Genomic DNA, 23,644 nt, shown 5'->3' on the forward strand with positions numbered 1-23,644 from the left:
TATAAATATATAAGCGACATTAATATACCACTACAAAATAAAAAAAGATAGGTTTCTGCACGAAAAAATGTAAGCATTTACATTGTTAGAATTTTCTTAAAAAATTTCTCATTGATGACGATGTATCACATCTAATCCCCCTGTGATATCTATGACAGATCCCGTTATCATATCGGAAGATTCTTCACATAAAAACAAGACCATTCTTGCGATATCCTCACCAGTCCCTGACCTACCTATAGGTGTTTGCTCATCATTAAACTTTCGACTATGAGCAATAGTTGCTTCCTTCATTTCCCCGACAATATTTCCCGGGCAAACCATGTTTGAAGTAATACCAAACGCTGCCTCTTCAATAGCAACACTTTTTGTTAACGAGACAAGGCCAGACTTTGCTGCGGCAAATGCAGAACGATAAATCCATCCTGGTGCATCATCAGCTCCTTGAAATCCATAATTAACAATTCTACCAAACTGTTGCTCTCTCATCTTTGGTATAACTAATTTCAACAGCAGGAAAACACTATCCAGGTTCCCCCGAATCATCCTATCCCACTCTTCATAACTATAATCAACCATTTTCTTTCTTTCAAAAATATAAGGACCTGCGTTATTAATTAAAAAATCAATGCGACCGAATTTAGTATAGGCTTTTTCCACTAACATCTTTAAGTCTTTTTCTTTTTGTACATCTACTTGGATTAATTGTAGGTGCTCATGATAGTCAGACAATTCTTCTTTTAGCATATCCGCCTTTTTTCGATCACTTCTGTATGTAGCTGTGACAGAATAGCCTTTTTTCAAAAACAACTCCGTTACTTTTTTACCTAATCCTTTTGTTCCAGCTGTTACGATTGCATGTTTCATTATTGTTAACCTCCAAGCTAACACGGTATAACAAGACATTCTTTTGCTTAAATTTTATCATGACAAGTAAAAATAGCAAAAGCATAATAGATTTTAAACACATTTTATAAAAAACGACGAGTGTACTCTCTTAAGAATACACTCGTAAATTTAATCCTATTTACAGTTTAAATCGATTTACTTGGGTAGTTAGTTGTTCCGCTAAGTGAGCTAAATGCACAGCACTTTTTGAAACTTCCTCCATTGAGCTACTTGATTGTTGAGCAGAAGCTGCAGCTTGTTCAATTCCAGCTGCTGACTCTTCTGAAACTGATGCAATTTCATCAATAGAGTTATTCATTTCATCGCTAGTTTTCACAATTTCTTTTAGATTTCCAGATATACCTTTTATTTTCGTTACCATATCAGCAAGCGAATTCGAAATTTGCAAAAAGGACTCCTCTGTCTTTTTGATTTGCTTAGAACCCTCATCTACTTCTTTATATCCAGTCTGCAGTGAATCGACAACTGAATTTGATTCCTGTTGAATATTGTTAACAATGGTTGTAATATCACCAACGGAATACTGAACTTGTTCAGCAAGCTTGCGTACCTCATCCGCCACAACTGCGAACCCTTTCCCGTGGTCACCAGCTCGAGCTGCTTCTATTGCAGCGTTTAGTGCTAATAAATTCGTTTGCTCGGCAATATCTTTAATGACAACGACTAATTTAACGATTTCTTTTGATTGATTATCTAAACCTTTTACCTTCGCAACTGCATCGCTCACTATTTGATCAATGCTACCCATTTGACGTACAGATTGTTGCATTCGTTTACTACCTTCTTCTGAAACCGATAAAACTTCATTAGAAATTTTCACAACATGATCACCTTGTTGATCAGCAGATTCTATTTTTTGTTTAAAACCATCCATTTTCTCCGCTAAATTTGATGCACTATTCGCCTGAGATTCTGCTCCAGAAGATAACTCTTGCATAGTTGAAGCGATTTGCTCACTTCCTTCCTTTACTTCATCAGCAAACTGGGTAAGTTGAGTGCTTTGACTTGCTACATTTTGGGTTGCACTAGAAACCTTTTCTACAACATCGCGTAAACCATACTGTAAATCGTTCATTTTCTTTGCTAGATGTCCTATTTCATCCTTCGTGTTAATTTGCAAATACTCATGTGACATGTCTCCATCTTCCATCACATTCATTCTTGTCGTTACTAGTTGAATCGGATTTGCTATATTTCGAGCAATCATAATGGCTAATGTTGAGCCAGCGAGGAGGACAATTGCCAATATAATTGTTCCCATTAAATTCATCCGGTCTCCATTTGCAATAACATCTTGTCCCGCTACATTTATAACCTGTTCCCGTTCAGAAGACCATTTTTTTAAGGAGGCCATTAGTTCTTCCGCTAAAGGCTGAACTTCCTCCTTCAAGTTTTGTTGAGCTTGAGCTATGTTACCTGTATCATACACTTGGAAAACTTCTGTAATAGATAATGCGCGCCAGTTCATTGTATTTTCTACTAGCATTGTGTTACTATCGTTTTCTTGCAGCACTAGTAATTGTTCTTGAAGAATTTCACTTTTCTCCGTATACTCATCAAATTTATTACGATATTGTTGATCCCCATATAATACGTAAGCCCTAGTCACTGCAATTTGTTCTGCTATATTAAAGGCTAATTCTTCTTCAATCATTAAAAGAGGTAGCTGTTCATTTATTATGTTTCTTGCATCGTTATTCATTTTGCTTGTTGCAAAAAAGTTAAATCCCCCCATAATAACTGTCAGGATAATAATAACCATAAAGGATAACAATATTTTAGTCTTTATACTTTTCAAGTTTATTCCCCCTCGTGTATGTCAACCTGTGAAAAATTTGCAAAATTATGTATTTTTATGTTTTTTAGCATACCTACACTTTGGGGTTCTGTCCATAGTTTTCTTGCTATATTTTTCTAAAAGATCAAAAAAGCGACGAAATTCATTAATGAATTTCGCCACTTTCATTCCTATCTATTCCTTCTCTTGAGCTCGCTTGTCTAGTTCTGGTTCATAAAACCCACTTTGATAGCTGTCTGTAATTTGCTGGGCAATAACTTCTTCTTCTTGTTCTTCTTTTGTCTTTTTCCTTTGCTTGTCCATTATGACACCTCCTTCTATTATTGTTTCAAAATGTTCATAATTTGCTCCATCCACTTTATACCAGTTGGAAATATACTTGATATAATTAACGTGTAAGATGATCACCTTAAAAGGGGGAGTTTTTTATGGCTTATCAAAAAATTTTGGTAGCTGTTGATGGTTCAGATGCTTCAACTCTTGCTTTTCAAAAGGCTGTTAAAATGGCCCAAACAAACAATGCCAAAATGATTCTTGCACATGTTATTGACACAAACGTCTATGGTTCAGTCGTGGGATATGATTTGACTTTTGCTCAGAGAGCAGAAAAGTATGCGAACGAGCTTTTAAATGATTTTAAAAAGATGGCTGAAGAGGCTGGGGTTCAGGATGTGATTATCCATCTAGATTACGGTTCCCCTAAAGCAAAAATCGCAAAGGATATCGCACCACAATTTGATGCTGATTTAATCGTATGTGGAGCTACAGGACATAATGCTGTAGAACGTTTTTTAATTGGAAGTGTGTCTGAACATATTACTAGATATGCAAAAGTAGATGTTCTAGTTGCTCGTTCTTAATGTAGGAATAAGAAAAAGCTATCCCTGAAGAACCAGTTTCTTCGCGGATAGCTTTTTATAGGAAACAACCTTTTTCTAGTAAGTATCTATACTGAAAATACTTAATAATAAATCTGTTCTCATCATTAGATCGGCAATAATTCGCTAAACACGATAATCCTATGCTAATGAAAGGAATTTGACGGACTCTTTTATTCCGCAAAGACACAATGCACATCATTTCTAATAAAAGCTTTCCATGATGAATGACCATCTTCTCATCAAGTAATCGATCTTCTCCTTCATATACAAAGGGTGGATCCACATAAATTTCCTTTTTAAAAGACTTCCATGCCGTATATCTGTCACCTTTAGGTAACCTCGTTATGTACAAAAACTTTAATACCATAATCATTTCATAAGGTTTAATCATTTCATATCCGAAACATAAGCCAGTTAACTGAGCTTTTCTTACACTCCGAATCAAGGTTATTGGAATATTAGCTGAAGCTAATATAGCCGGACTCATTCCTAATATTCCCCCTTGAACAGCAGATAACCAAGTATCTTTCTGGCAAATTTTCTCTGCCAAATGAGTTAACTGCCTAATAGGTAAATAGCGTAGATCCTCGATTTTTTCAATTTGCTCATCAAAGATTAGACTTTCATGAATGATCCTTTCTCGGTCTTCCTTATAACGAGAAGTTCCTTGCAAAAAATGATACATATAAAACAAGTAATCATCAATTTTTGCAAGGAGTTTCGTATTCATAGTCCTCGAATCTAACAGCAATTTAGAAAAATTACTACTATTCTGGAAGGATTCATCCTCCTTCATTTTCTTTTCCCAGGAAATAATATTAGCCACATACGTATTCAGACTCATCTGGATCCCCCTTTTTAGGGTATCCCTCTTCAACCTCTTCTTAACTAATCATGAAGTAGTCTAATCGTGTCTCGTGCAATCATTACTTCTTCGTTTGTAGGGATAACAATAACTTTTACAGGTGAATGAGGGTAATTGATAAATACTTCCTTCCCTCTCACTTTATTCAAGGTTGGATCCCAATATACACCCATAAATTCTAATCCTTTCAGAACACGCTCTCTAATAGTAGTACTGTTTTCCCCTACACCTGCTGTAAAAATGATTGCATCTACTCCGGACATTCTCGCAGCATAAGAACCTAAATATTTATGGATTCGACCGGCAAATACATCCAAAGCTAATTCCGCTCTTTCATTTCCTTCTCCTTCAGCTTGTTCAATATCCCTTAGGTCACTAGAAAAGCCAGAAAGCGCAAGCATACCACTTTGTTTGTTTAAAATGTCCATTACTTCACCTGCAGATTTTCCTGTTTTGTCCATAATATATGGGATAAGTGCGGGATCGATATTTCCAGATCTTGTACCCATTGTTACCCCAGCAAGAGGTGTAAAACCCATAGAAGTATCAATTGATTTTCCACCTTCAATAGCGGCAATACTAGCTCCATTTCCTAAATGACAGGAAATAATACGCAGTTTTTCTATCGGAATTCCTAATAGCTCGGCAGCACGAGCAGATACATACTTATGAGAAGTCCCATGAAAACCATATTTACGAATACCATATTCTTTGTAATACTCATATGGCAGACTGTACAAATAAGACTGTTCAGGCATACTTTGGTGGAATGCAGTGTCAAATACAGCAACTGCAGGTGTATCCGGTAAAATTTCCTTAAACGCCCTAATACCTACGAGGTTTGCCGGATTGTGCAAAGGGGCTAGATCGGATATTTCTTCTATCTCCTTTATTACTTCATCCGTTATCACAATAGAATCACTAAATTTTTCTCCACCGTGCACGACCCGGTGGCCAATAGCCTCTATCTCTTCGTAAGATTGAATTGCTCCTGAATTAATCAGTTTATTTAAAAGGGTTTTAACTGCTTCTGCATGGTCCTCTATATCTTTAACTTCTTTTTCTTTTGACGCATCAAACTCTATTGTAAAAATGGAGTCATTTAATCCTATTCTTTCCACTACACCTTTTGTAACGACTGTTTCTTCAGGCATTTCAATCAGCTGAAATTTTAAGGAAGAACTACCTGCATTTATAGCTAAATACTTACCCATTACTTTTCAACCCCTCATTTTTTAACCAGATTCATTATTACCTTTCCCCATTTAATCACCGGCTAATAGAGAATTCAAGAAAGATCTACCCATGGGTACGCTTTCAGAGTGAATGTTTTTATTTTCTGTCATTTTTTAGCCATATATTTATTTGATTTAAAATTTTATCCATTGCTTGTACATTTTTAAAAGAAGGTAATTGTGCCATCAAAGCCTTTTTAGGTGGGGTTGTTTTAATACCCTTCTTTTGTAAAACAAGAATGCTTTTTGCGTTTTTTTCTGATTTAAACATCGATAATGGTAATTGTAAAAGCCCTTGAATATGAGCATATTCCTGTAAATAACTATGTAGCTTATCCGATTGTTCACTATCAAATAGAAAATTTGGGACAATTAAGAATAAATACCCACCTGCCAATGTATAATTTAAACTTTGTTCAATAAATAAATGGTGTGCAAAGGAATGCCCTTCTTCTGCATGTAATGTGAAATTTTTAGCCTGCTCGTCGTCTGGATAATATCCGACCGGTAAATCTGAAACGACTATATCAACAGGCTCTAAAAGTAAATGTCGTAAGCTGTCTTGATGGAAAAATTCAATCTCTCTTTGTTGAAGATTCGCATTAACATAAGCTAGCTGTATTAAAGAAGGATCAACTTCACTTCCAAATGCGTGTGTCTCATATGGAAGCTGATTCATTACCCCCGTTAGTAAGTTGCCTGTCCCACAAGCCGGGTCAAAAATTCTTACATTCTTTTTATCACCAATAAACTTTCTAACTAAATAGCCAATAAAAATAGCTACAGCATCAGGTGTTATGTAATGATTCTGTTGTGTCGCCCCTTTCATGCCTTTTAAAATGGCAAGCTGTAATGCCTTTCTAATTTCCTCTCTTTCGAACGACTCAATGTTTATTTTTGATAATTGCTTCTCTAATTTATTTTTAAATTCCTTCTCTATTTCTGCAGATACTTCTTTAACATGTAGTAATTCCCCAGCCTCTATTAATCCTTCTAAGTAAGGAATATCCTCTGTATATTCAATTAGTGTTGTCATTTGATCAAACCATTTAAAAAGATTTTCTATATTTTGTTGCTCCATCTTTCTTTCCCCCATTTCTAATGCTAATGTACTACTATACTAGCAGATTTACATCCAACAAATCATTTATTAATGACTGAAGACAAACTTGAAGGGTCAACCCCTCTATGTCATCGTGTACAGTGTTGCCTGTATCAAACAATGACATACTTGGGATTGACCCTTTCTCAAAAGATATATTCCATTTTTTATTATGCTTGTTTTACCGCATCTAAAGCGGCCTCATAATTTGGATGATCTGTTGCCTCGCTTACATATTCTACATATGTAACTTCATTGTTCTCGTTAACAACAAAAACCGATCTCGTTAATAATCTTAAATCCTGAATAAGGACTCCGTATGCTTGACCAAAGGAAGCATCACGATGATCAGATAATGTAATAACATTTTCAATACCATTCGCACCACACCAACGCTTTTGAGCGAAAGGTAAATCCATACTAACCGTTAATACGGTTACGTCTCCCAAGCTACTTGCTTCTTCATTAAAACGACGTGTTTGAGCATCACATACTCCTGTATCAAGAGAAGGTACGACACTAATTAATTTGACACCACTAAAATCCTGTAATTTTTTTTCTGAAAGATCGTTAGCAACGACTTTAAAATCTGGAGCTTGATCCCCAACTTTTACTTCCTTACCTACAAGTTCTTTAGGTTGTCCTTTAAACGTAATACTTGCCATACTTTATCGCCTCCTATTTAATGATTAGCACTTTCCATTATTATGAAGGGTCTAATTAGATTTGTCTAATCATTTCATTTATTCGAACTATTTATAAATTATTAGGAGGTTCATTGTTTTTGCCTTCACTATCTTTCTCTTGCCCTTTTTCTTTGTTGCCATCTTTGTCATCTTTTTTACTATCATCTTTCTTATCCGGTTTATTTGATTTTTGTGATTTAAGCAATTCTTGAATTTTATCAACTGCTTGTGGTGCAAGATCTAATATTTTTTCATATATATGTGTGCTTTCATCTAAATGTACAGTATTCACACCGTTAGGACTTACAATGATAAATGCTATTGGTGTAATAGAAACTCCTCCACCACTACCTCCTCCAAATGGTAAACTACCTCCACCATCTGAAGATTGTGTCTGGAATTCACTACCACCTGCCGCGAACCCAAATCCTACTTTTGATACAGGTAAAATCACTGTACTACCATCCGGAGTTTCAATAGGATCTCCTACGATGGTGTTCACATCAACCATCTCTTTTAAATTTTCCATTGCTGTCGTCATTAGTCCTTGAATTGGATGTTCAGACATGTGTAGAGCTCCTTTCTGCCAATCAATTTATACTCATTTTTCCTGTTGATTTTTTTGCCGTACAATCTTTAATATGGCGTAAATAGCTTGCCCAATCCGAAAAGAAATCATGCATTGAATGTTTGTTTCAAATATGTTTCGTTGAAAAACTGGTGTGATAGATAGATTAGGATAGTTTAGGAGTTTTGTGAATTGACCTATTGCTCCTACCATACTACCTTTTATTGCCCACAAGGAACCTATAGCAATACCTGTTAAACTTGCATCGGTTGAACCTATGTACGTTTTCCATTGGAAAGAGTGGACCCTTATTTTTTTCGTGAATTTCACAATTACTGGCAGGGATTTTAAAATTGTTCTTATTAATTTTTCAAAATCCTTTAAACGTTTTACTATTTTTTCTAAAGAAAAGGTGTGCTTTTTCTCATTATTATCATTTTTCTCGATCTTTATTTTCACCTTTGTGTCTCCATCTTCTTCCTCTTCAACTTCTAGTGGGATTTCTCTCTCTATTTTAATTATCTTCCAAAATTTTAATTGCACATCTAGCTGGTTGTAATCTTTCTTATGGTTATAGTGAAAAGTAATATGTACCCTTGTATAAATAATAATGATAAACAGAATAATGAAGAGGATAATGAGTACAAAAAGTATAAACAATACGTTCAAAGCAACCACCTCTTTTTATCATTATTTTCACAAAAAATAAAATTAAACAGAGAGAAGCTTTTATTTTCTGTCACTTTTCAAGTCGATTATAGTTTTTGAGAGAAAATGTGGTGCATTACTTCTACACCCTCTACTTACTGAGGGGTCATTCGTAGTAGTTGTTAAGCGGATTGATGCTTCAAAGGAAAAATCCCATAGAAAGGATTCGCCTTCCCATTTCTGTCTACTGTATGAAAACAACAATATTGTAGAAAATGGCCTATTTTATTATGGTAAAAATGAGGAAAGTGATATGATATAGGTGAAATTCATCAACTTTTAAGGTACAAACTCGATAGCGGAGGTAATGTCACATGGACGAAAGAAAAAATCTTTACTTTTTCTATCCAAAAAATGACCAATTAGAAAAACAGCTACAACCATTATTTGATTTAGCACAAAATAATAACTTTAACATTGTAACAGAAGCAGAAAATGCAAATATCATCATCAGCGTTGGTGGAGATGGCACATTTTTGCAGGCCGTAAGAAAAACAGGTTTTAGGCAGGACTGTCTATATGTAGGAATAAAATATGAAGAAGAAGCAGGACTCTATTGTGACTTTGATTTAGATTCCTTCGACAGTATGGTCGATGTCATGCTTAACCAGGATTTAGAAGTTAGAAGATTTCCTGTTATAGATGTTGCCATTAATGGAGATGAAGCACGTTTCCATTGCTTAAACGAGCTTAGTATTCGTTCTTCGATTATTAAATCATTTGTGTTAGATGTGTTCATCGATGATACTCATTTCGAAAAATTTCGTGGGGATGGTTTGGTAGTGGCAACGCCAACGGGTAGTACAGGCTACAATAAATCAACCAATGGGGCTGTTGTAGATCCTAAGATTCCTTGCTTTCAAGTAACTGAGCTAGCTTCCTTAAATAACAACATGTACCGCACACTTGGTTCTTCCTTTATACTTAGTGGCGAAAGAAAACTACGTCTAGAAGTAATTCAAGATGGCAATGATTACCCTGTAATTGGTATGGATAACGAAGCCTATTCCATTCGAAATATTAAAACGCTCGACATTACATTAAGTGACAAAATTGTCAAAACAGTAAAACTTAAAAATAATTCATTCTGGGATCGCGTAAAACGAACATTTTTAACCTAAAACATAATGGCCCGTGTTCACTTGAACACGGGCCATTAATCGTTTATTTACGATAAACAATGGTTTCGTCAACAACCGTTTTCAAAACCGACGTACTAGAAATTTCACTTGGTTCGATTTTGAATAAGTCTTTATTTAAAATGGTGAAATCGGCATAAAATCCTGGAGCAATTTGACCTTGAATATGCTCGTTTCCAATAGCTGCAGCTGCATTTATTGTATACAAGGCTATTGCCTCATATATGGATAAAGCCTGTTCTAATCCATAAGAATTCCCATCAAATATGGACTTACGTATAATTGCCGCTTCTATACCTTTTAATGGATTTACCTCTTCGATTGGAGCATCAGAACCACCCGCACAAATAATTCCTCGCTCCAAAAAGGATTTCCAAGGATATGCATGTTGAAGTCTTCTTTCTCCGATTCGTTCCATTACCCATGGGAAATCAGAGGATACAAATGTTGGTTGAATATCAATAATTGTGTTTGATTTATTGATACGTTCATATAACTCTTCTCTCATAATTTGCGCATGGATAATTCTGTCTTTCACTCCACTAGGGGGAGGAAATTTCTCCAGCATGTCCACAACAAATTCTACCGCTTTATCACCTATTGCATGAATCGCGACTGGCATTTGAAGCGATCTTGCTTTTTCCATTAATAACGACATCTGTGTTTCTGAATGGATTGGTACTCCTACTTGCATTGGATCATCCTCATATGGTTCGGATAACCATGCTGTTCTACCTCCTAAAGCACCGTCAGCAAAAATTTTCATTGCCCCTAATTCTACCCATTTTGTTCCTCGTTTGAAACCTAATCCAGCCTTTTCCATATCTTCGATTACACCATGGTGGACTAAGAGATGAGCTCTGAATTTGATTTTTTCTCCATCTATGGTCCGACAAAATGCTTGATATGTTTGATCAAATCCACCATAATAATTTAAATCTTCTGTATGGCCTGCAACTATACCTTTTGCAAGCAGGTCATGAATGGAAACATTAATTGCTTTTTCAATATACTCGTCTGTTACAGTTGGCATTGCATTCTTTATTAAATCTTGTGCAGTATCTAGTAAAAAGCCAGTAGGACTTCCATCTTCATCTTTGGCTATTACGCCACCAAATGGTGCCTCGGTTCGATGATCTACTCCTGCCATTTCTAATGCTTTTGAATTAGCAACTATTGCATGTCTACAAATTCTCGTAAGCATAACGGGATGATCAGGAGCTATCTCATCTAATTCCTTGCGATGAATAATCCGTGGGTCGTCCCACTGATTCTCATTAAAACCTTCACCAACTAACCATTCCCCAGGAGCTAAATTACTAGTAGCTTTCTTAATCGACTCGAGCAATTCCTTTGGGGATTGTGTATAAGCTAAATCAAGCCTAAGTATCCTTTCACCATGACCAACAATATGTAAATGGCTGTCAATAAAACCTGGATACATAACCTGTCCTTCTATATCGACATATTCTTCAATATTATCTTTATATTTATTTTCTAATTCCTGTTTTAAGCCCATATCCATTACTTTTCCATTTTCCGAATAAACTGCTTCTACCATTTCATTTGGCATGCGCATTGTATATATACTACCACCAAACCAAAGTTTGCCCATATGCTACACTCTCCCAATAAAAATTAAAAAGTAATCTTTTTTTCACTATACGACATAATTTAGCTGAAAGTAAAAAGAAAAGGGCAGATAAATCTGCCCTTTTCAATCCAAACATATTCAATTATTAACGATTCATTTGTTGTTGAGCAAATGTTACAAGGCGCTTCGTGATTTCACCGCCGACTGAACCGTTAGCACGAGAAGTATTGTCAGCTCCTAAGTTAACACCAAACTCCTGTGCAATTTCAGTTTTCATTTGGTTAATAGCTTGTTCAGCACCAGGTACAACAAGTTGGTTCGAATTTTGGCTATTATTGTTTGCCATGTGTAATCACCTCCTTGTCACTAATTATGTTGTGCAGATTTGGAGGTTTCATACAAAAAAACAATTGGTAGTTTTTTCTTTTTCGTCATTTAGCTGTTATAAAAGGTCTTCAAATAGCTCTTTACGTGGCGATTTTTCGGAAATAGTCACTGTTTCAACATTCTCTAATATTTTTTCAATATCAGGTGTAAAATCAATTGGATCTTCAAACTGATGAATTTTTTCTTTTCTTGGTTTCGTTTTTGGCTGTTTAGGTACGAATACTGTGCAACAATCCTCATAAGGACGGATGGAAATTTCATATGTGCCAATTTCCCTAGAAATATCAATAATATCAAGCTTATCCATTGTTACTAGCGGGCGGATAATTGGATAATTGGTCACTTCATTAATCACATTCATACTCTCCATCGTTTGACTGGCCACTTGGCCTAAGCTTTCTCCTGTTGTTAAGGATAAAATTCCTTCTCTTTCTGCCAAACGTTCACTAACTCGAAGCATCATTCGACGCATAACAGTCATCCCATAGCCTTCTGGTATTTCTCTAAATATTTTCTGTTGGAGTTCAGTAAATGGAACAATATGGACCTTTAATTGATGTCCATATTTCGTTAGGGTATGAGCTAAATCAAGTACTTTTTGTTTTGCTCGCTCACTTGTAAAAGGTGGAGAATGAAAATGGATTGCTTCTACCTTTACCCCTCTTTTTAACGCTAGATATCCTGCAACAGGGCTATCAATTCCACCTGAGAGCAGAAGTAATGTATTCCCTGTGGTTCCTACAGGTAGCCCGCCTAGCCCTTGAATTTTTCCCGACATAATGTAGGTTGCATCTTGCCTAATTTCTACTCTAATTTCCACATCTGGATTACGAACATTAACCGTATATTGATCTGTATTGGAGAGTAGATGTCCACCTAACACCTGGTTCATTTCCTGAGAACCAATAGGAAACTGTTTATTAGGTCGCTTTGTTGTAACTTTAAACGTTTTGGCATTTTTCGCTTCCCTTAAAGCGTATAATGCACCTTCTTTAATTTTATCAACGTCATTTTCCACTTTCATTGCCACATTCATAGATTGAATACCAAAAACTTCTTGGCACTTTTCAATGACTTTTTCATGATCTTCGCCGTTTAGCTTAATGTACATTTGATCACGGCTACGAATAACATGTAGATTTGAAAATGAAGTGAATTTTTGCTTAAGGTTTTTCTTTAATTGTAAAATAAATTGTTTCTTGTTTTTGCCTTTAAGGGCCATTTCACCATACCGAATAATTATATGATCAAATTCCATTGTTATCTCCCCATTACATCGCTAAGTTCATCTAACACTTCTAAAAACGTCCGACAAAATTGATTAATTTCTTCCTCTGTATTATAAAACGAGAGACTTATACGAAAGCCATGCATCGTTCTACTTTGCTCTAAACCACATGCTGCGAGGACTGCACTTTCATCGCTATGTTTAGATGAACAAGCTGATTTAGTTGATATAAAAATATCTTTTTTCCCTAGTGCATGAATAACTACTTCTGGTTTATATCCAGGTACGGAAATATTTATAATATGAGGCGCACCTGTCTTTGGAGAATTGATATAAATTCGCGAATCAGCAGCTAAGCACTCACGAATTGATCGAGAAAGCTTGCTAATTTCATCTATCTTATTTTTTTGATTATCAAACGTTAAACGTAATGCCTTCACCATTGCAACGATTCCTGAAACGTTTTCTGTTCCGGGTCTTATTTCTTCTTGTTGTCCTCCACCATGTACTAACGGATATAAACTAGTGCCTCTCTTTATATATAATAACCCTGTTCCCTTTAACCCATGAATTTTATGACTGGACATAGAACATAAATCGATGCCTTCATGAGCTAAATGCAATGGCACTTTTCCAAGCCCTTGTACATGGTCCACATGAAAGAAGAGCTTCGGGTATTGTTGAGAGATAGCTGCGATTTCCTCAATTGGCTGAATTGTTCCTATTTCGTTGTTTACATGCATAATGGAAATTAAAATAGTATCTTCTCTGATAGCAGCTTTAACTTGTTCTGGCGAAACCTTTCCTTCTATATCAACGGATAAATAAGTAACGTCGAAACCAAATTGTTCAAGAGAACGACAAGCTTCCAAGACAGAAGGATGTTCAATCTGAGTTGTAATAATATGTTTACCACGATTTTGGTGCTGTAGGGCAATACCTTTAATAGCCAAATTATTACTTTCCGTACCACCTGATGTAAATATTAGCTCTTTTGGTAAGACATTTAGTAAAGAAGCTGCCTGCTCCTTTGCTTTTGTTAATAATTGCTCCACCTCTCCCCCTAAATAATGGATAGAAGAAGGATTGGCAAAAAAACCTTGGGAAACTTTATAAAAGCTATCCAAAACTTCTTTGTAAGGACTTGTTGTTGCGCTATTATCTAAATAAATCATCATTAAGCTCCTTTTTCCGTTTGCAATCAAATATAATAACACAATATTTTTCAATTTAAAACTTTTACCTTACGTTAATAATAACAGAGTAAAGGGTAGATTACCCAATTTACTAGCCTATTGAAAACGATATGGGACATTACTCAAAGAAAAAGCCGTCCTTTAAAAGGACAGCTTGAACTACTAGTTATTCCAAAAGCGAAAGTAGCGTATCGATTGATATCATTTCTTCTGAAGATATGTTTCTTATCCATTCCTTGCTTAAACCCACTTCTTTTATGTCTGCTAATTCCTGCTTGCCTAGTGCTTGATGAAATAAAGTATCCACATTTCCCGATTTATAAAGGTTCGTTTCCAATACATATGCACTATGGTCACTCATAGGATAGTTTTTTACTTTGTTAGCTGATATAAACATCCAAAGAGCAGTACTCCAAATGGTTATACATCCGATCACTAGGGTAATAAGAATAAATCTTTTCACAGCTATTACCGCTTAAGACCAACTTGCTGTCTCATGATCTCCTCTAGACGTTTTACAGCACCAGGTTCAATTTCTTCCAGACCATTACCTGCATGTTCCAAAGCAAGTTCATAGTCCCAGTTACGGAAAGCATTTTCTGCTTCAGATAATTGAGCTGCAAGCATAGGGTATTGGCTTCTATAACGATTTGCATATTGGATAACGTACTCAGCTAAGTATGCTTGTTCAAATAAATAATCAGTTTGCTCAACAGCTGTAACCGTATTTTTTTCGGCTTTCGTTAAAGCATAGTTAATTTCATCGATTTTCAAAGGATGTTGATCTAGCTTTACATTCATATTGTCAATCATTGCTGCTACTTCTGAAATAGCATTATAAATATACTCAGGAACTCCCGGAAGATTACTTTTTTGCAATCTTCTTCTGACATGCGCTAGTTCGCGTACTAAGTTATTTATTTTCTCTTTTGCTTGTAATTCGTCTTGTCTAAGTGATTTAATTTTATTTTGAAACTCAACGTGTTGTTGATGTAAATTTTCCCACTGTATAATCCAACCTTCTAATTCACTTCGTATATGGGAATAATTTTTCTTTTCTTCATCTAGCTCTCGTTCCATTTTTTCTGACTGAAGTTTCAATTGCTTTAATCCATTTTCTAGATTAAGCTGTGTTTCTTGATCTTCATCTTTGAAATGATAGCTTTCTTGAAGAATTTTCACATCACTTTTTGTTTTTTCTAAATCTTTTTCAATCTCTTCTAAGCTTCTATACATGACATGGACATGTTTTTCCGTATATGTTTTTGCCAACGCTTCTTCTTCTAATTGATGGAAAATTTCTTGAATTCGTTCCTCTATCTCGATAATAGTATTTTCCACACCATCTATTTCCCCTTGGTGGAGCATTTCAATTAGAATCAATAATTGTTCATGATGTTTATGTATTTCCTTCTCAAAACCAAAGTGATGAATTTGATGTCCATTATCTTTCATTTCTTTCAAACCACTAATAAGTTCATCTAATTGTTCTGGCAAATCTGTTTTACACGTCCGATATAATAATGGTAAAACCTTTATTTTATGGTTTAAAATTTGGAGACGGGCATTAGCATCCTGCACAAGATGTTGCGCTTCCAAATAATTGCCTTTATTAGTTAAGTCTTCAAAGTGAGATAATTGGTCTTCTATTTCATCTAATTCTACATCGAAGACCACTTCCGCTTTTCCGAATTGATATCTATTTTGTAACAAGTATTTTCTTGTTTCTTTTACACGAGGACGAATAAACTCAATTTCTTTTGAGCTATCTTCTTTTGAAATAATTAAGGCATCAACCTCTTCAAACATTTTCTCGATGGATACTTCGATTATCTCAATTGTTCTACTTACTTCATTAAGGATCTTTTTCGCAGAACGAAAACGATATCGGTCAGCTGCTTCTTCAGCATCAAGTAAATCCTCTTCAATATCAGGCATTTTTCTTGTTACGATATGGTCCCATTCCGTACGCCACTTTTCAAAACGTGTCTGAGTTTCACCGGATAGATTCAACTCTTTTACTTTTGATAGTTGGTTTGTTACGTCCTTATTCATAACTTCTAATTTCCACTCTTCTAATTTATCAACTCGGTCATAAACCTTTTTTCTTAATATGAGACCTATGGTGATGAGGGTGATTAATAAAAGAATGGCTCCGATGATGTACTCCATATAAAGCCTCCTTACCATTTCCAACGTTCCTTTTAACCGTTCGGCATGGAAAATTGTGTTGTTAATATAATATCATGATAAGGCTTATTTTTGCTAAATTTTTTCAAATTTCTTTTGATTTTGACAAGATTCAAGCAGAAAACGCCAATACTTTGTAAAAGGCTGACAGCAATAAGTAATACCTCATATGCTAGTTTGCGACACAAGAGATTTTCTCCTATTGTCATAGGGGCTTATTACGTTTGCTAAATGAGGTGTCAGAAAAATTTTAGAAATTGTCGCCAAGTCCTTTTGCGAAAGCCTTAGTTTTTTTACGTTAATCTTTTAACAAAGTTAAACTTTCTTAATGTATAAAAAAAAGACAATTGAGGGTTCCTGTTAAGAAGCCGCAAGTGTCTTTAACCACAATTTAATTGTATTCGTGTAGTTTTTCATATAAGCATCCTTTGATAAGTCCCATTTCACCATACTTTGCCATTCATAAGGCATTGTATATGGAACATTTAATAATCCCTTAAATTGCATAAACAAGCACTCTTTTTCAATTGTTGTATATGATTTTTCGTAGATTACGCGATCAAAAACGTCTTCTATTAAATATTTCTCTTTTGCTAAATACGTTACTAGTAGTTCCCTAACTAATATATTGTCCATAGAAAGTTCTCTTTGGATAAAACAAGTAAATTGATGATGTTTCTGTTTGTAATGTATAATAGCCTCAATAAGTTTATATGTATTTTCAAGAGGGTTGTGTGTTGAGTCTAAAGATTTTTGAACATGCTCTATTTCTTCTAAGTATTTTTCATAGTAGCTTACAATTAAGTACTCTAGAAGTCCTTGTTTATTTTGAAAGTAATAACTTATCATGGAGACATTCACTTTCGCTTTTGTTGCGATATCCCTTACAGATGTGCCATGAAACCCCTTCAAATAAAACAAATGAGCAGCTGTTTCAGCAACCTTATCTTTTGTTTTTAGACGACTCATAAAACATCCCCCCTTCTTCTCAAAAAAAGAACATAGTCTAATTTTTGATGCTATACTTTATTTTTCTGCTTTTCTTTTCAGAATCCTCTCATAAAGTTTCGTGGATTTCTGACAGAACGATGGACCAAAAACATAAATAATGGCTTATTTTGTCAAATAGGAGGTAATTGTGTTGTTTCACACAGAAATGTATAAAGGTACAAAAGAAGAAAATTATCAATTAGTAAATAAGCAACTACAAGCTTTATTAGAAGGAGAAGATGATTTAATCGCAAACTTAGCAAATGCTTCAGCTCTTCTAAATCAATTTTTAGATAAAGTTAATTGGGTAGGTTTCTATTTGTATAAAAATGGGGAACTTATACTCGGACCATTCCAAGGACTTCCTGCGTGTGTGAAAATTGGGTACGGAAAAGGTGTATGCGGAACGGCACTAAAAGAAGAAAAAACAATTCGGGTGAAAGATGTTCATCAATTCCCAGGGCACATAGCTTGTGATGCTGCAAGCAGATCTGAAATTGTTATCCCTTTTTATAAAAATGGAAAAATTACTGGTGTTTTAGATATAGACAGTCCTATTGAGGATCGTTTTGATGAAACGGACCAAAAATATTTAGAACAATTTACACAAATATTAAATCAACATATTAGCACATAAAAAAGGAATACCAACTCGGTATTCCTTTTGCTTGCTTATAAATTAGACTACAATTTCATTTTGATTTACAACACGGTTTTTACCTTGCTCCTTAGCAATATAGAGAGCCCTGTCCGCTCTTAAGAAAATTTCCCTACTATTATCCACTAACTTATTATTCCAAAAAGCAATTCCACAAGAAATAGTCACTTTAGGATTCGTTTTCATAGCCACTGTTTCCACCAGGCGTTCTGCTACTTGGGCCCCTGCTGTGAGGGAAGTATTCGGAAGATAAATGGCTAGCTCCTCTCCACCCCATCTTGCAGCAACATCATGACTTCGAATATTCTCTCTTATAATTTCCGCTACTTGCGTAATTATTTGATCTCCCATATCATGACCATACTCGTCATTTATACTTTTGAAATTATCAATATCGATTAAAATAAATGATCCCTGTTGTCCATGTTCAATATGCTTATTCATCATCTCATCTAAATGTTTTCTCGAGTATAACTTTGTTAGATAGTCTGTTCGAACTAACTGCTCAAGTTCTTCTTTCAACAGTGAATTTACTACAGTTAGGGCAGAATGATGAACAAGAGCTTGAAGTAACTTATATGTCTCAAAAGAGAAGAAATATTCAATTTTATGTAAAACAACGACAAAACCAATAATATTTTGCTCATGAACCATTGGTACCGCCATAACAGATTGAAATGGTAACGAGACATTTGGATACTTATTGGAGAAATCTCCTATAAACATCGTCGTCGTTTTATTGTGGATACAGTTGTGAATAAAAGAAACAAATGCTAGTCCCTCTTCTGTAGAAAAGAAGGAAGAACTTTCCTCTAACACATTAAAATTTTTCACTTCATTATTAGGATATAAAACAAAACCAACCTGTTCTGCTCTAAAGGAATCCTGAATCAGATGAGACATATAAGAAAAAGTATCTGTTAATCTCATTTTTGAATTTAGCTTTTGGGATGATTTAATAATTAATTGAAGATCATCAATCAATCTCTTTGATTGTTGATAAAGTCTCGCATTTTCAAGCGCATTTCCAGCCGTATTAGCTATTAAAGTAATAAACTCAATATCATCCTCGGAAAACAAAGCAGATTGAGAAGTTATCACCTGTAATACACCGTATATTCCTTGTTTTCCCTTTAAAGGTGCATAAAGCGACTTTTCTGTTTCTGATAAGGATTCCATTTGACATTGTCCTGTTAAATAAGACTGTGCACTTGCGTGGTGTTCTTCATTGTAATAATCAATTTCTCGAATAGGTAGGTTACTTTTCTGAAAATCATATTGTGATAAGAGCAAGTAATAATTAAAGCTCGGATAAAGTTGCTTTAATGTAAGAATAATTTCTTCCAAAAGCTCTTCCATATTGATCGATGAATGAAACTTGGATGTTAATCGATAGAGCAACTCGTACTTTTTCTCTTCACTAATGGAAGTATAGAAATGTTTCATTTTTATTATGATCTGAAGCGTCTGAAATGCTATTTCATCAAAATAGGCTGTGATTTCCTCATTAAAGGTTGCTTTATCAAAACCTAATAAAATGAATCCGTTTATTTCTTTTTCAACTTTCAATGGAACAATGAAACAATATAGATGATCTGCACGATCCCCTAACAAAGCATTGCTAACGGGAAACCCACAGTGTTTCGGTGAATTTTCTAATAAACACTCAAACTCGTCCAAAGAAACGGTATGTTCTTTACAAGTATGCTTTAACAACTCTCCATTTGATAATAAAACCAATTCCCTCAAGGAATCATTCAACAAAAATAGTTCTGTAAAATCCGCTTTTGTTGCATCTTTAATATTGCCTGCTAAATCAGACATGAATATTGGAAAAGTAGTATGATTTTGTTTCATAATTAAGTCATAATACTTTTGCTTTATATCATTTATTAAGTGGTCAAGGGCTAGGACTTTTTTCGTCACTCTGCATCACCTAAACTATTTTTGATATTTCCAAATTAGGAAATTTTACCTACTAAATATATTATTATTTTATCACATATAAACAAATTATAATGTAGAAATTTGTATAAAAAATCAAAAAATATTTGTTATTTTTTCAAACAAATTTTAAAACGATAATAAAGCCGTGTACAGCAATTATTATTTTTAGTTCTTTGTAATACTAGGATTTATCATAGCAAACGCAGATAGTTCAATAGAGTTCCTTGACTTCTCCTTAAAAAGAACTTATAATGTCCTTTGTGTAAAATAAAAGGTAGCTTAGGTGAAACCGGCGTTGTAATCATTTTGTTCCTCAAGGAAAAAAAAGAGGTGTATCGTGTAACTCTCTGCTGCTGGAGCGATGGTACATGAAAACAAAATGAGCACCGTTAAGGAACACAGTCCTTATTTTATGCAAAACTTAATTATAAAGGAGAATGTCAAGTGTCAAGATACACAGGTCCAACTTGGAAAAAATCTCGTCGATATGGCATTTCTTTAAGTGGTACAGGTAAGGAACTAGAAAGACGCCCTTATCCTCCTGGACAACATGGTCCTAACCAACGTAAGAAATTGTCAGAGTATGGTTTGCAAATGCAAGAAAAGCAAAAGCTACGTTTTATGTACGGCTTAAACGAACGTCAATTCCGTCGTACTTTTGATGAAGCTGGTAAAATGAAAGGTGTTCACGGTGAAAACTTCATGATTCTTCTTGAATCTCGCCTAGATAACCTTGTTTACCGCTTAGGCTTGGCTCGCACTCGTCGTCAAGCTCGTCAATTAGTAAACCATGGTCACGTAACAGTGGATGGTAGCCGTGTAGATATCCCATCTTATCGTCTAAAACCAGGTCAAGTTATTGGTATCCGTGAAAAATCTCGTGATCTTACAATTGTAAAAGAAGCTATGGAAGTAAACGTATTTGTTCCTGAATACTTAACTTTCAATGAAGATAACCTCGAAGGTACGTACAACCGTTACCCAGAGCGTTCAGAATTACCAGCTGAAATTAACGAAGCACTTATCGTAGAGTTCTACTCTCGTTAATTGTGATTTAAAAAGCTTGGCTTATTGCCAAGCTTTTTTTTATTACAAACATATGATTTGAACGAAATGTGTAAAACTAAGTATAATATCTTATCATTATCATTCTTCATCTTTTAGAGGTGCATTAACTAAATCTTTTTTGTTGACTTTTTTTATTCTCTTCACTAAATTTGAGTTAAGGCAACTTTTTTAAACACCGTGAAAATTTTATGTCACATCAATGACAGTTCAGCATATAGATTTTAAAGGGCTCTTTTTTTAGATTTAAAGTTTCCTTAGGTAAACTTTTGTGCGCTTGTGTAAGAAAAATTGTGAGGAGGATAAATAATGGGAGAATCAGTTCTTTTCGCATTTTTGCTAACTTTGTTTGCAGGATTAGCAACTGGTATTGGAAGTATATTGGCTTTCTTTACATCTCGAACAAACACGAAGTTTTTATCATTAGCCCTTGGTTTTTCTGCAGGAGTAATGATCTATGTTTCCATGATTGAGATTTTTGTCAAAGCAAAAGATGCTCTTGTTGGATCGCTAGGGAACGAGATTGGTAATTGGATGACTGTATTAGGGTTCTTTGGGGGAATTTTATTAATTGCTTCTATAGATAGATTCATTCCGAAACAAGGAAATCCCCATGAAATCAGAAAAGTAGAAGATATGAAGAAAAACGGCCCAGTTACCAATGATGCTCAGTTACTAAAAATGGGAACTTTTACTGCATTAGCCATAGCTATTCACAATTTTCCAGAAGGGATAGCTACATTTACTTCAGCAATTCAAGATCCGGCTCTTGGAATTGCAATAGCTGTTGCAATTGCAATTCACAATATACCAGAGGGGATTGCAGTATCTGTTCCGATATACTTTGCAACCGGAAGTAAGAAAAAAGCTTTTAAACTTTCTTTCCTCTCGGGATTATCAGAACCTATAGGTGCATTGTTAGCCTACTTATTTTTAATGCCCTACTTAAATGACGTTATGTTTGGTTTAATATTTTCAGCAGTAGCAGGTATTATGGTCTTTATTTCCTTAGATGAATTGTTACCCGCTGCCAAAAAATACGATGAAGCTCATTCAGCTATTTACGGTCTAATTGCTGGTATGGCCGTGATGGCACTTAGCTTATTACTATTTATTTAATCGTGATAGTAAAAAAGATGCATTCGAAAAACCCGAATGCATCTTTCATTTATTAGCTATAACGAATTAAAAAGTATTTTTTCTTCCCTCTACGTATAATTGTAAAGCGGCCGTCAATTTTATCTTCATCAGAAATCCCGTATTGAAGATCTTGCTGACGATCCCCATTAATGTAAATAGCCCCATTGCTAATATCTTCACGAGCTTGACGTTTGGATGAGGAGATATTTGCTTCAACTAAGAGGTCAATTAAACCTATTTCAGCGTTTTCAAGCGTAAATGTTGGAACATCTTTAAAACCTTGCTCAATTTCTTCTCCGTTTAATGCTTTTACTTCCCCACTAAATAAAGCTTCCGTAATTTTTTTTGCTTGTTCAAGTGCTTTTTCTCCATGAACAAGCTTTGTCATTTCTTCTGCAAGACGAATGTGAGGAATTCTTTTTTCCGGTTGTGTTTCCAATTCTTGTTCTAATTCTTTTATTTCTTCTTGACTTAGGAACGTAAAGTACTGCGTAAATTTGATTACGTCTCGGTCGTCTGTATTAATCCAAAATTGGTAAAATTCATAAGGAGTTGTCTTTTCTGGATCAAGCCACACAGCTCCACCTGCTGTTTTACCGAATTTCGTACCATCTGCTTTCGTAATAAGTGGAACCGTTAACCCAAACGCCTTTGCCTTTTCTTCTTCTTCTGAGGTACGGCGAATTAATTCTAATCCTGCTGTTATATTTCCCCATTGGTCACTTCCACCAATTTGCAGGGTACATCCTTTTTCTTTGTATAAAGTAAGAAAATCAAGTGACTGAAGGATCATGTAGCTAAACTCTGTAAAAGAAATTCCATTTTCTATTCTGGATTCAACTGAGTCCTTAGCCAACATATAATTAACACCAAAGTGCTTTCCGATGTCTCTTAAAAATTCAATAACGTTCATTTGAGCAAGCCAATCATAGTTATCTGCAGCTATTACATTTTTTTCATCTGAATTTGGGTCTAAAATATGTTTAATTTGATTTTTTAACTTTTGACTCCAATCTTGTACTACATTTTGCTCATTTAATTGTCTTTCCGTATTTCTTCCACTAGGATCCCCAATCAATCCTGTTCCTCCACCAACTAACGCAATAGGTCTATGCCCAGCCTTCTGAAATCTTTTTAACATAAGAAGTGGGACCAAATGACCTATATGAAGACTGTCTGCTGTTGGATCAAATCCACAGTATAAGGTCACCGTATCATTTTCCAAATGCTTTTTTAACCCATCCTCATCTGTAATTTGATTGACAAGCCCACGTTCATTTAAATCCTTTAAAATGTCCATTAGTGCTCCTCCTTTTACTCGGTACGTATATTTTTAGACGCAAAAAAACCTCGCTCCT

General features: G+C 35.0%; 23 protein-coding genes. 5 read left to right on the top strand and 18 right to left on the bottom strand.

The features are described from left to right. Positions 1 to 108: 108 nt before the first annotated feature. The 3 genes from HNQ94_RS02700 to HNQ94_RS19545 form a co-directional block, all read right to left on the bottom strand. Complete coding sequence (locus HNQ94_RS02700) at positions 109 to 867, bottom strand: SDR family oxidoreductase (RefSeq protein WP_174494344.1); 759 nt, start codon at positions 865 to 867, stop codon at positions 109 to 111. Between the two features lie 160 nt (positions 868 to 1,027). Then, positions 1,028 to 2,707 (bottom strand): methyl-accepting chemotaxis protein, encoded by a 1,680-nt coding sequence (locus HNQ94_RS02705; RefSeq protein ID WP_174494343.1) that lies wholly within the window; start codon positions 2,705 to 2,707, stop codon positions 1,028 to 1,030. 174 nt (positions 2,708 to 2,881) lie between these two features. After that, a complete protein-coding gene (locus tag HNQ94_RS19545; RefSeq protein ID WP_260400886.1) occupies positions 2,882 to 3,010 on the bottom strand; it encodes a hypothetical protein in 129 nt (42 codons plus the stop codon). A gap of 125 nt (positions 3,011 to 3,135) precedes the next feature. On the opposite strand from HNQ94_RS19545, the gene HNQ94_RS02710 reads away from it, so the two are divergent. Continuing rightward, the gene (locus tag HNQ94_RS02710) at positions 3,136 to 3,567 is read left to right on the top strand and encodes a universal stress protein (protein WP_174494342.1); all 432 of its coding nucleotides are present in this window, start codon (positions 3,136 to 3,138) and stop codon (positions 3,565 to 3,567) included. A gap of 55 nt (positions 3,568 to 3,622) precedes the next feature. Here HNQ94_RS02710 and HNQ94_RS02715 read toward each other — a convergent pair whose 3' ends face one another. From HNQ94_RS02715 to HNQ94_RS02740, 6 genes are all read right to left on the bottom strand, one after another. Further along, positions 3,623 to 4,432 (bottom strand): EcsC family protein, encoded by an 810-nt coding sequence (locus tag HNQ94_RS02715; RefSeq protein ID WP_174494341.1) that lies wholly within the window; start codon positions 4,430 to 4,432, stop codon positions 3,623 to 3,625. A gap of 44 nt (positions 4,433 to 4,476) precedes the next feature. Next, on the bottom strand, positions 4,477 to 5,667 hold the full coding sequence (locus HNQ94_RS02720) for an acetate kinase (RefSeq protein ID WP_174494340.1): 1,191 nt from the start codon (positions 5,665 to 5,667) through the stop codon (positions 4,477 to 4,479). A 118-nt stretch (positions 5,668 to 5,785) separates the two neighbouring features. Further along, complete coding sequence (locus HNQ94_RS02725) at positions 5,786 to 6,769, bottom strand: class I SAM-dependent methyltransferase (RefSeq protein WP_174494339.1); 984 nt, start codon at positions 6,767 to 6,769, stop codon at positions 5,786 to 5,788. A gap of 191 nt (positions 6,770 to 6,960) precedes the next feature. Further along, positions 6,961 to 7,455 carry a thiol peroxidase gene (gene tpx / locus HNQ94_RS02730; protein ID WP_174494338.1) on the bottom strand — a complete coding sequence of 165 codons (495 nt, stop codon included), beginning with the start codon at positions 7,453 to 7,455 and terminating at the stop codon, positions 6,961 to 6,963. 91 nt (positions 7,456 to 7,546) lie between these two features. After that, on the bottom strand, positions 7,547 to 8,044 hold the full coding sequence (ytfJ, locus tag HNQ94_RS02735) for a GerW family sporulation protein (RefSeq protein ID WP_174494337.1): 498 nt from the start codon (positions 8,042 to 8,044) through the stop codon (positions 7,547 to 7,549). Between the two features lie 33 nt (positions 8,045 to 8,077). Further along, complete coding sequence (locus HNQ94_RS02740; RefSeq protein ID WP_174494336.1) at positions 8,078 to 8,713, bottom strand: DUF2953 domain-containing protein; 636 nt, start codon at positions 8,711 to 8,713, stop codon at positions 8,078 to 8,080. Between the two features lie 353 nt (positions 8,714 to 9,066). Between HNQ94_RS02740 and HNQ94_RS02745 the strand changes: the two genes are divergently transcribed. Continuing rightward, positions 9,067 to 9,873: an NAD kinase gene (locus HNQ94_RS02745; protein WP_174494335.1), complete on the top strand. Its 807-nt coding sequence runs from the start codon at positions 9,067 to 9,069 to the stop codon at positions 9,871 to 9,873. Between the two features lie 43 nt (positions 9,874 to 9,916). Here HNQ94_RS02745 and HNQ94_RS02750 read toward each other — a convergent pair whose 3' ends face one another. From HNQ94_RS02750 to refZ, 7 genes are all read right to left on the bottom strand, one after another. Further along, positions 9,917 to 11,506 carry an amidohydrolase gene (locus tag HNQ94_RS02750; protein ID WP_174494334.1) on the bottom strand — a complete coding sequence of 530 codons (1,590 nt, stop codon included), beginning with the start codon at positions 11,504 to 11,506 and terminating at the stop codon, positions 9,917 to 9,919. 124 nt (positions 11,507 to 11,630) lie between these two features. Further along, complete coding sequence (locus tag HNQ94_RS02755) at positions 11,631 to 11,831, bottom strand: alpha/beta-type small acid-soluble spore protein (protein WP_174494333.1); 201 nt, start codon at positions 11,829 to 11,831, stop codon at positions 11,631 to 11,633. A gap of 96 nt (positions 11,832 to 11,927) precedes the next feature. After that, positions 11,928 to 13,130, bottom strand: a complete 1,203-nt coding sequence (gene thiI / locus HNQ94_RS02760) for a tRNA uracil 4-sulfurtransferase ThiI (RefSeq protein ID WP_174494332.1) — start codon at positions 13,128 to 13,130, stop codon at positions 11,928 to 11,930. A 2-nt stretch (positions 13,131 to 13,132) separates the two neighbouring features. Next, positions 13,133 to 14,275 (bottom strand): cysteine desulfurase family protein, encoded by a 1,143-nt coding sequence (locus HNQ94_RS02765; RefSeq protein ID WP_174494331.1) that lies wholly within the window; start codon positions 14,273 to 14,275, stop codon positions 13,133 to 13,135. Between the two features lie 187 nt (positions 14,276 to 14,462). Beyond that, a complete protein-coding gene (locus HNQ94_RS02770) occupies positions 14,463 to 14,759 on the bottom strand; it encodes a hypothetical protein (protein WP_174494330.1) in 297 nt (98 codons plus the stop codon). Positions 14,760 to 14,764: 5 nt separating this feature from the next. Further along, the gene (gene ezrA / locus HNQ94_RS02775; RefSeq protein WP_174494329.1) at positions 14,765 to 16,468 is read right to left on the bottom strand and encodes a septation ring formation regulator EzrA; all 1,704 of its coding nucleotides are present in this window, start codon (positions 16,466 to 16,468) and stop codon (positions 14,765 to 14,767) included. A 378-nt stretch (positions 16,469 to 16,846) separates the two neighbouring features. Beyond that, a complete protein-coding gene (refZ, locus tag HNQ94_RS02780) occupies positions 16,847 to 17,455 on the bottom strand; it encodes a forespore capture DNA-binding protein RefZ (protein ID WP_174494328.1) in 609 nt (202 codons plus the stop codon). 172 nt (positions 17,456 to 17,627) lie between these two features. On the opposite strand from refZ, the gene msrC reads away from it, so the two are divergent. Then, on the top strand, positions 17,628 to 18,113 hold the full coding sequence (msrC, locus tag HNQ94_RS02785; RefSeq protein WP_174494327.1) for a free L-methionine (R)-S-oxide reductase MsrC: 486 nt from the start codon (positions 17,628 to 17,630) through the stop codon (positions 18,111 to 18,113). A gap of 42 nt (positions 18,114 to 18,155) precedes the next feature. On the opposite strand, the gene HNQ94_RS19710 is transcribed toward msrC, so the two are convergent. Next, positions 18,156 to 20,060 carry a sensor domain-containing diguanylate cyclase gene (locus tag HNQ94_RS19710; RefSeq protein WP_246199906.1) on the bottom strand — a complete coding sequence of 635 codons (1,905 nt, stop codon included), beginning with the start codon at positions 20,058 to 20,060 and terminating at the stop codon, positions 18,156 to 18,158. Positions 20,061 to 20,525: 465 nt separating this feature from the next. Here HNQ94_RS19710 and rpsD point away from each other — a divergent pair, with 465 nt between their 5' ends. Continuing rightward, positions 20,526 to 21,128: a 30S ribosomal protein S4 gene (rpsD, locus tag HNQ94_RS02795; protein WP_174494326.1), complete on the top strand. Its 603-nt coding sequence runs from the start codon at positions 20,526 to 20,528 to the stop codon at positions 21,126 to 21,128. Positions 21,129 to 21,455: 327 nt separating this feature from the next. Then, entirely contained in the window at positions 21,456 to 22,265 is an 810-nt protein-coding gene (gene zupT, locus HNQ94_RS02800) for a zinc transporter ZupT (protein WP_174494325.1), read from the top strand. A 52-nt stretch (positions 22,266 to 22,317) separates the two neighbouring features. Here zupT and tyrS read toward each other — a convergent pair whose 3' ends face one another. Then, the gene (gene tyrS, locus HNQ94_RS02805; protein WP_174494324.1) at positions 22,318 to 23,586 is read right to left on the bottom strand and encodes a tyrosine--tRNA ligase; all 1,269 of its coding nucleotides are present in this window, start codon (positions 23,584 to 23,586) and stop codon (positions 22,318 to 22,320) included. Positions 23,587 to 23,644: the final 58 nt, after the last annotated feature.

The organism is Salirhabdus euzebyi, from assembly GCF_014207435.1.
Lineage (GTDB): Bacteria > Bacillota > Bacilli > Bacillales > Alkalibacillaceae > Salirhabdus > Salirhabdus euzebyi.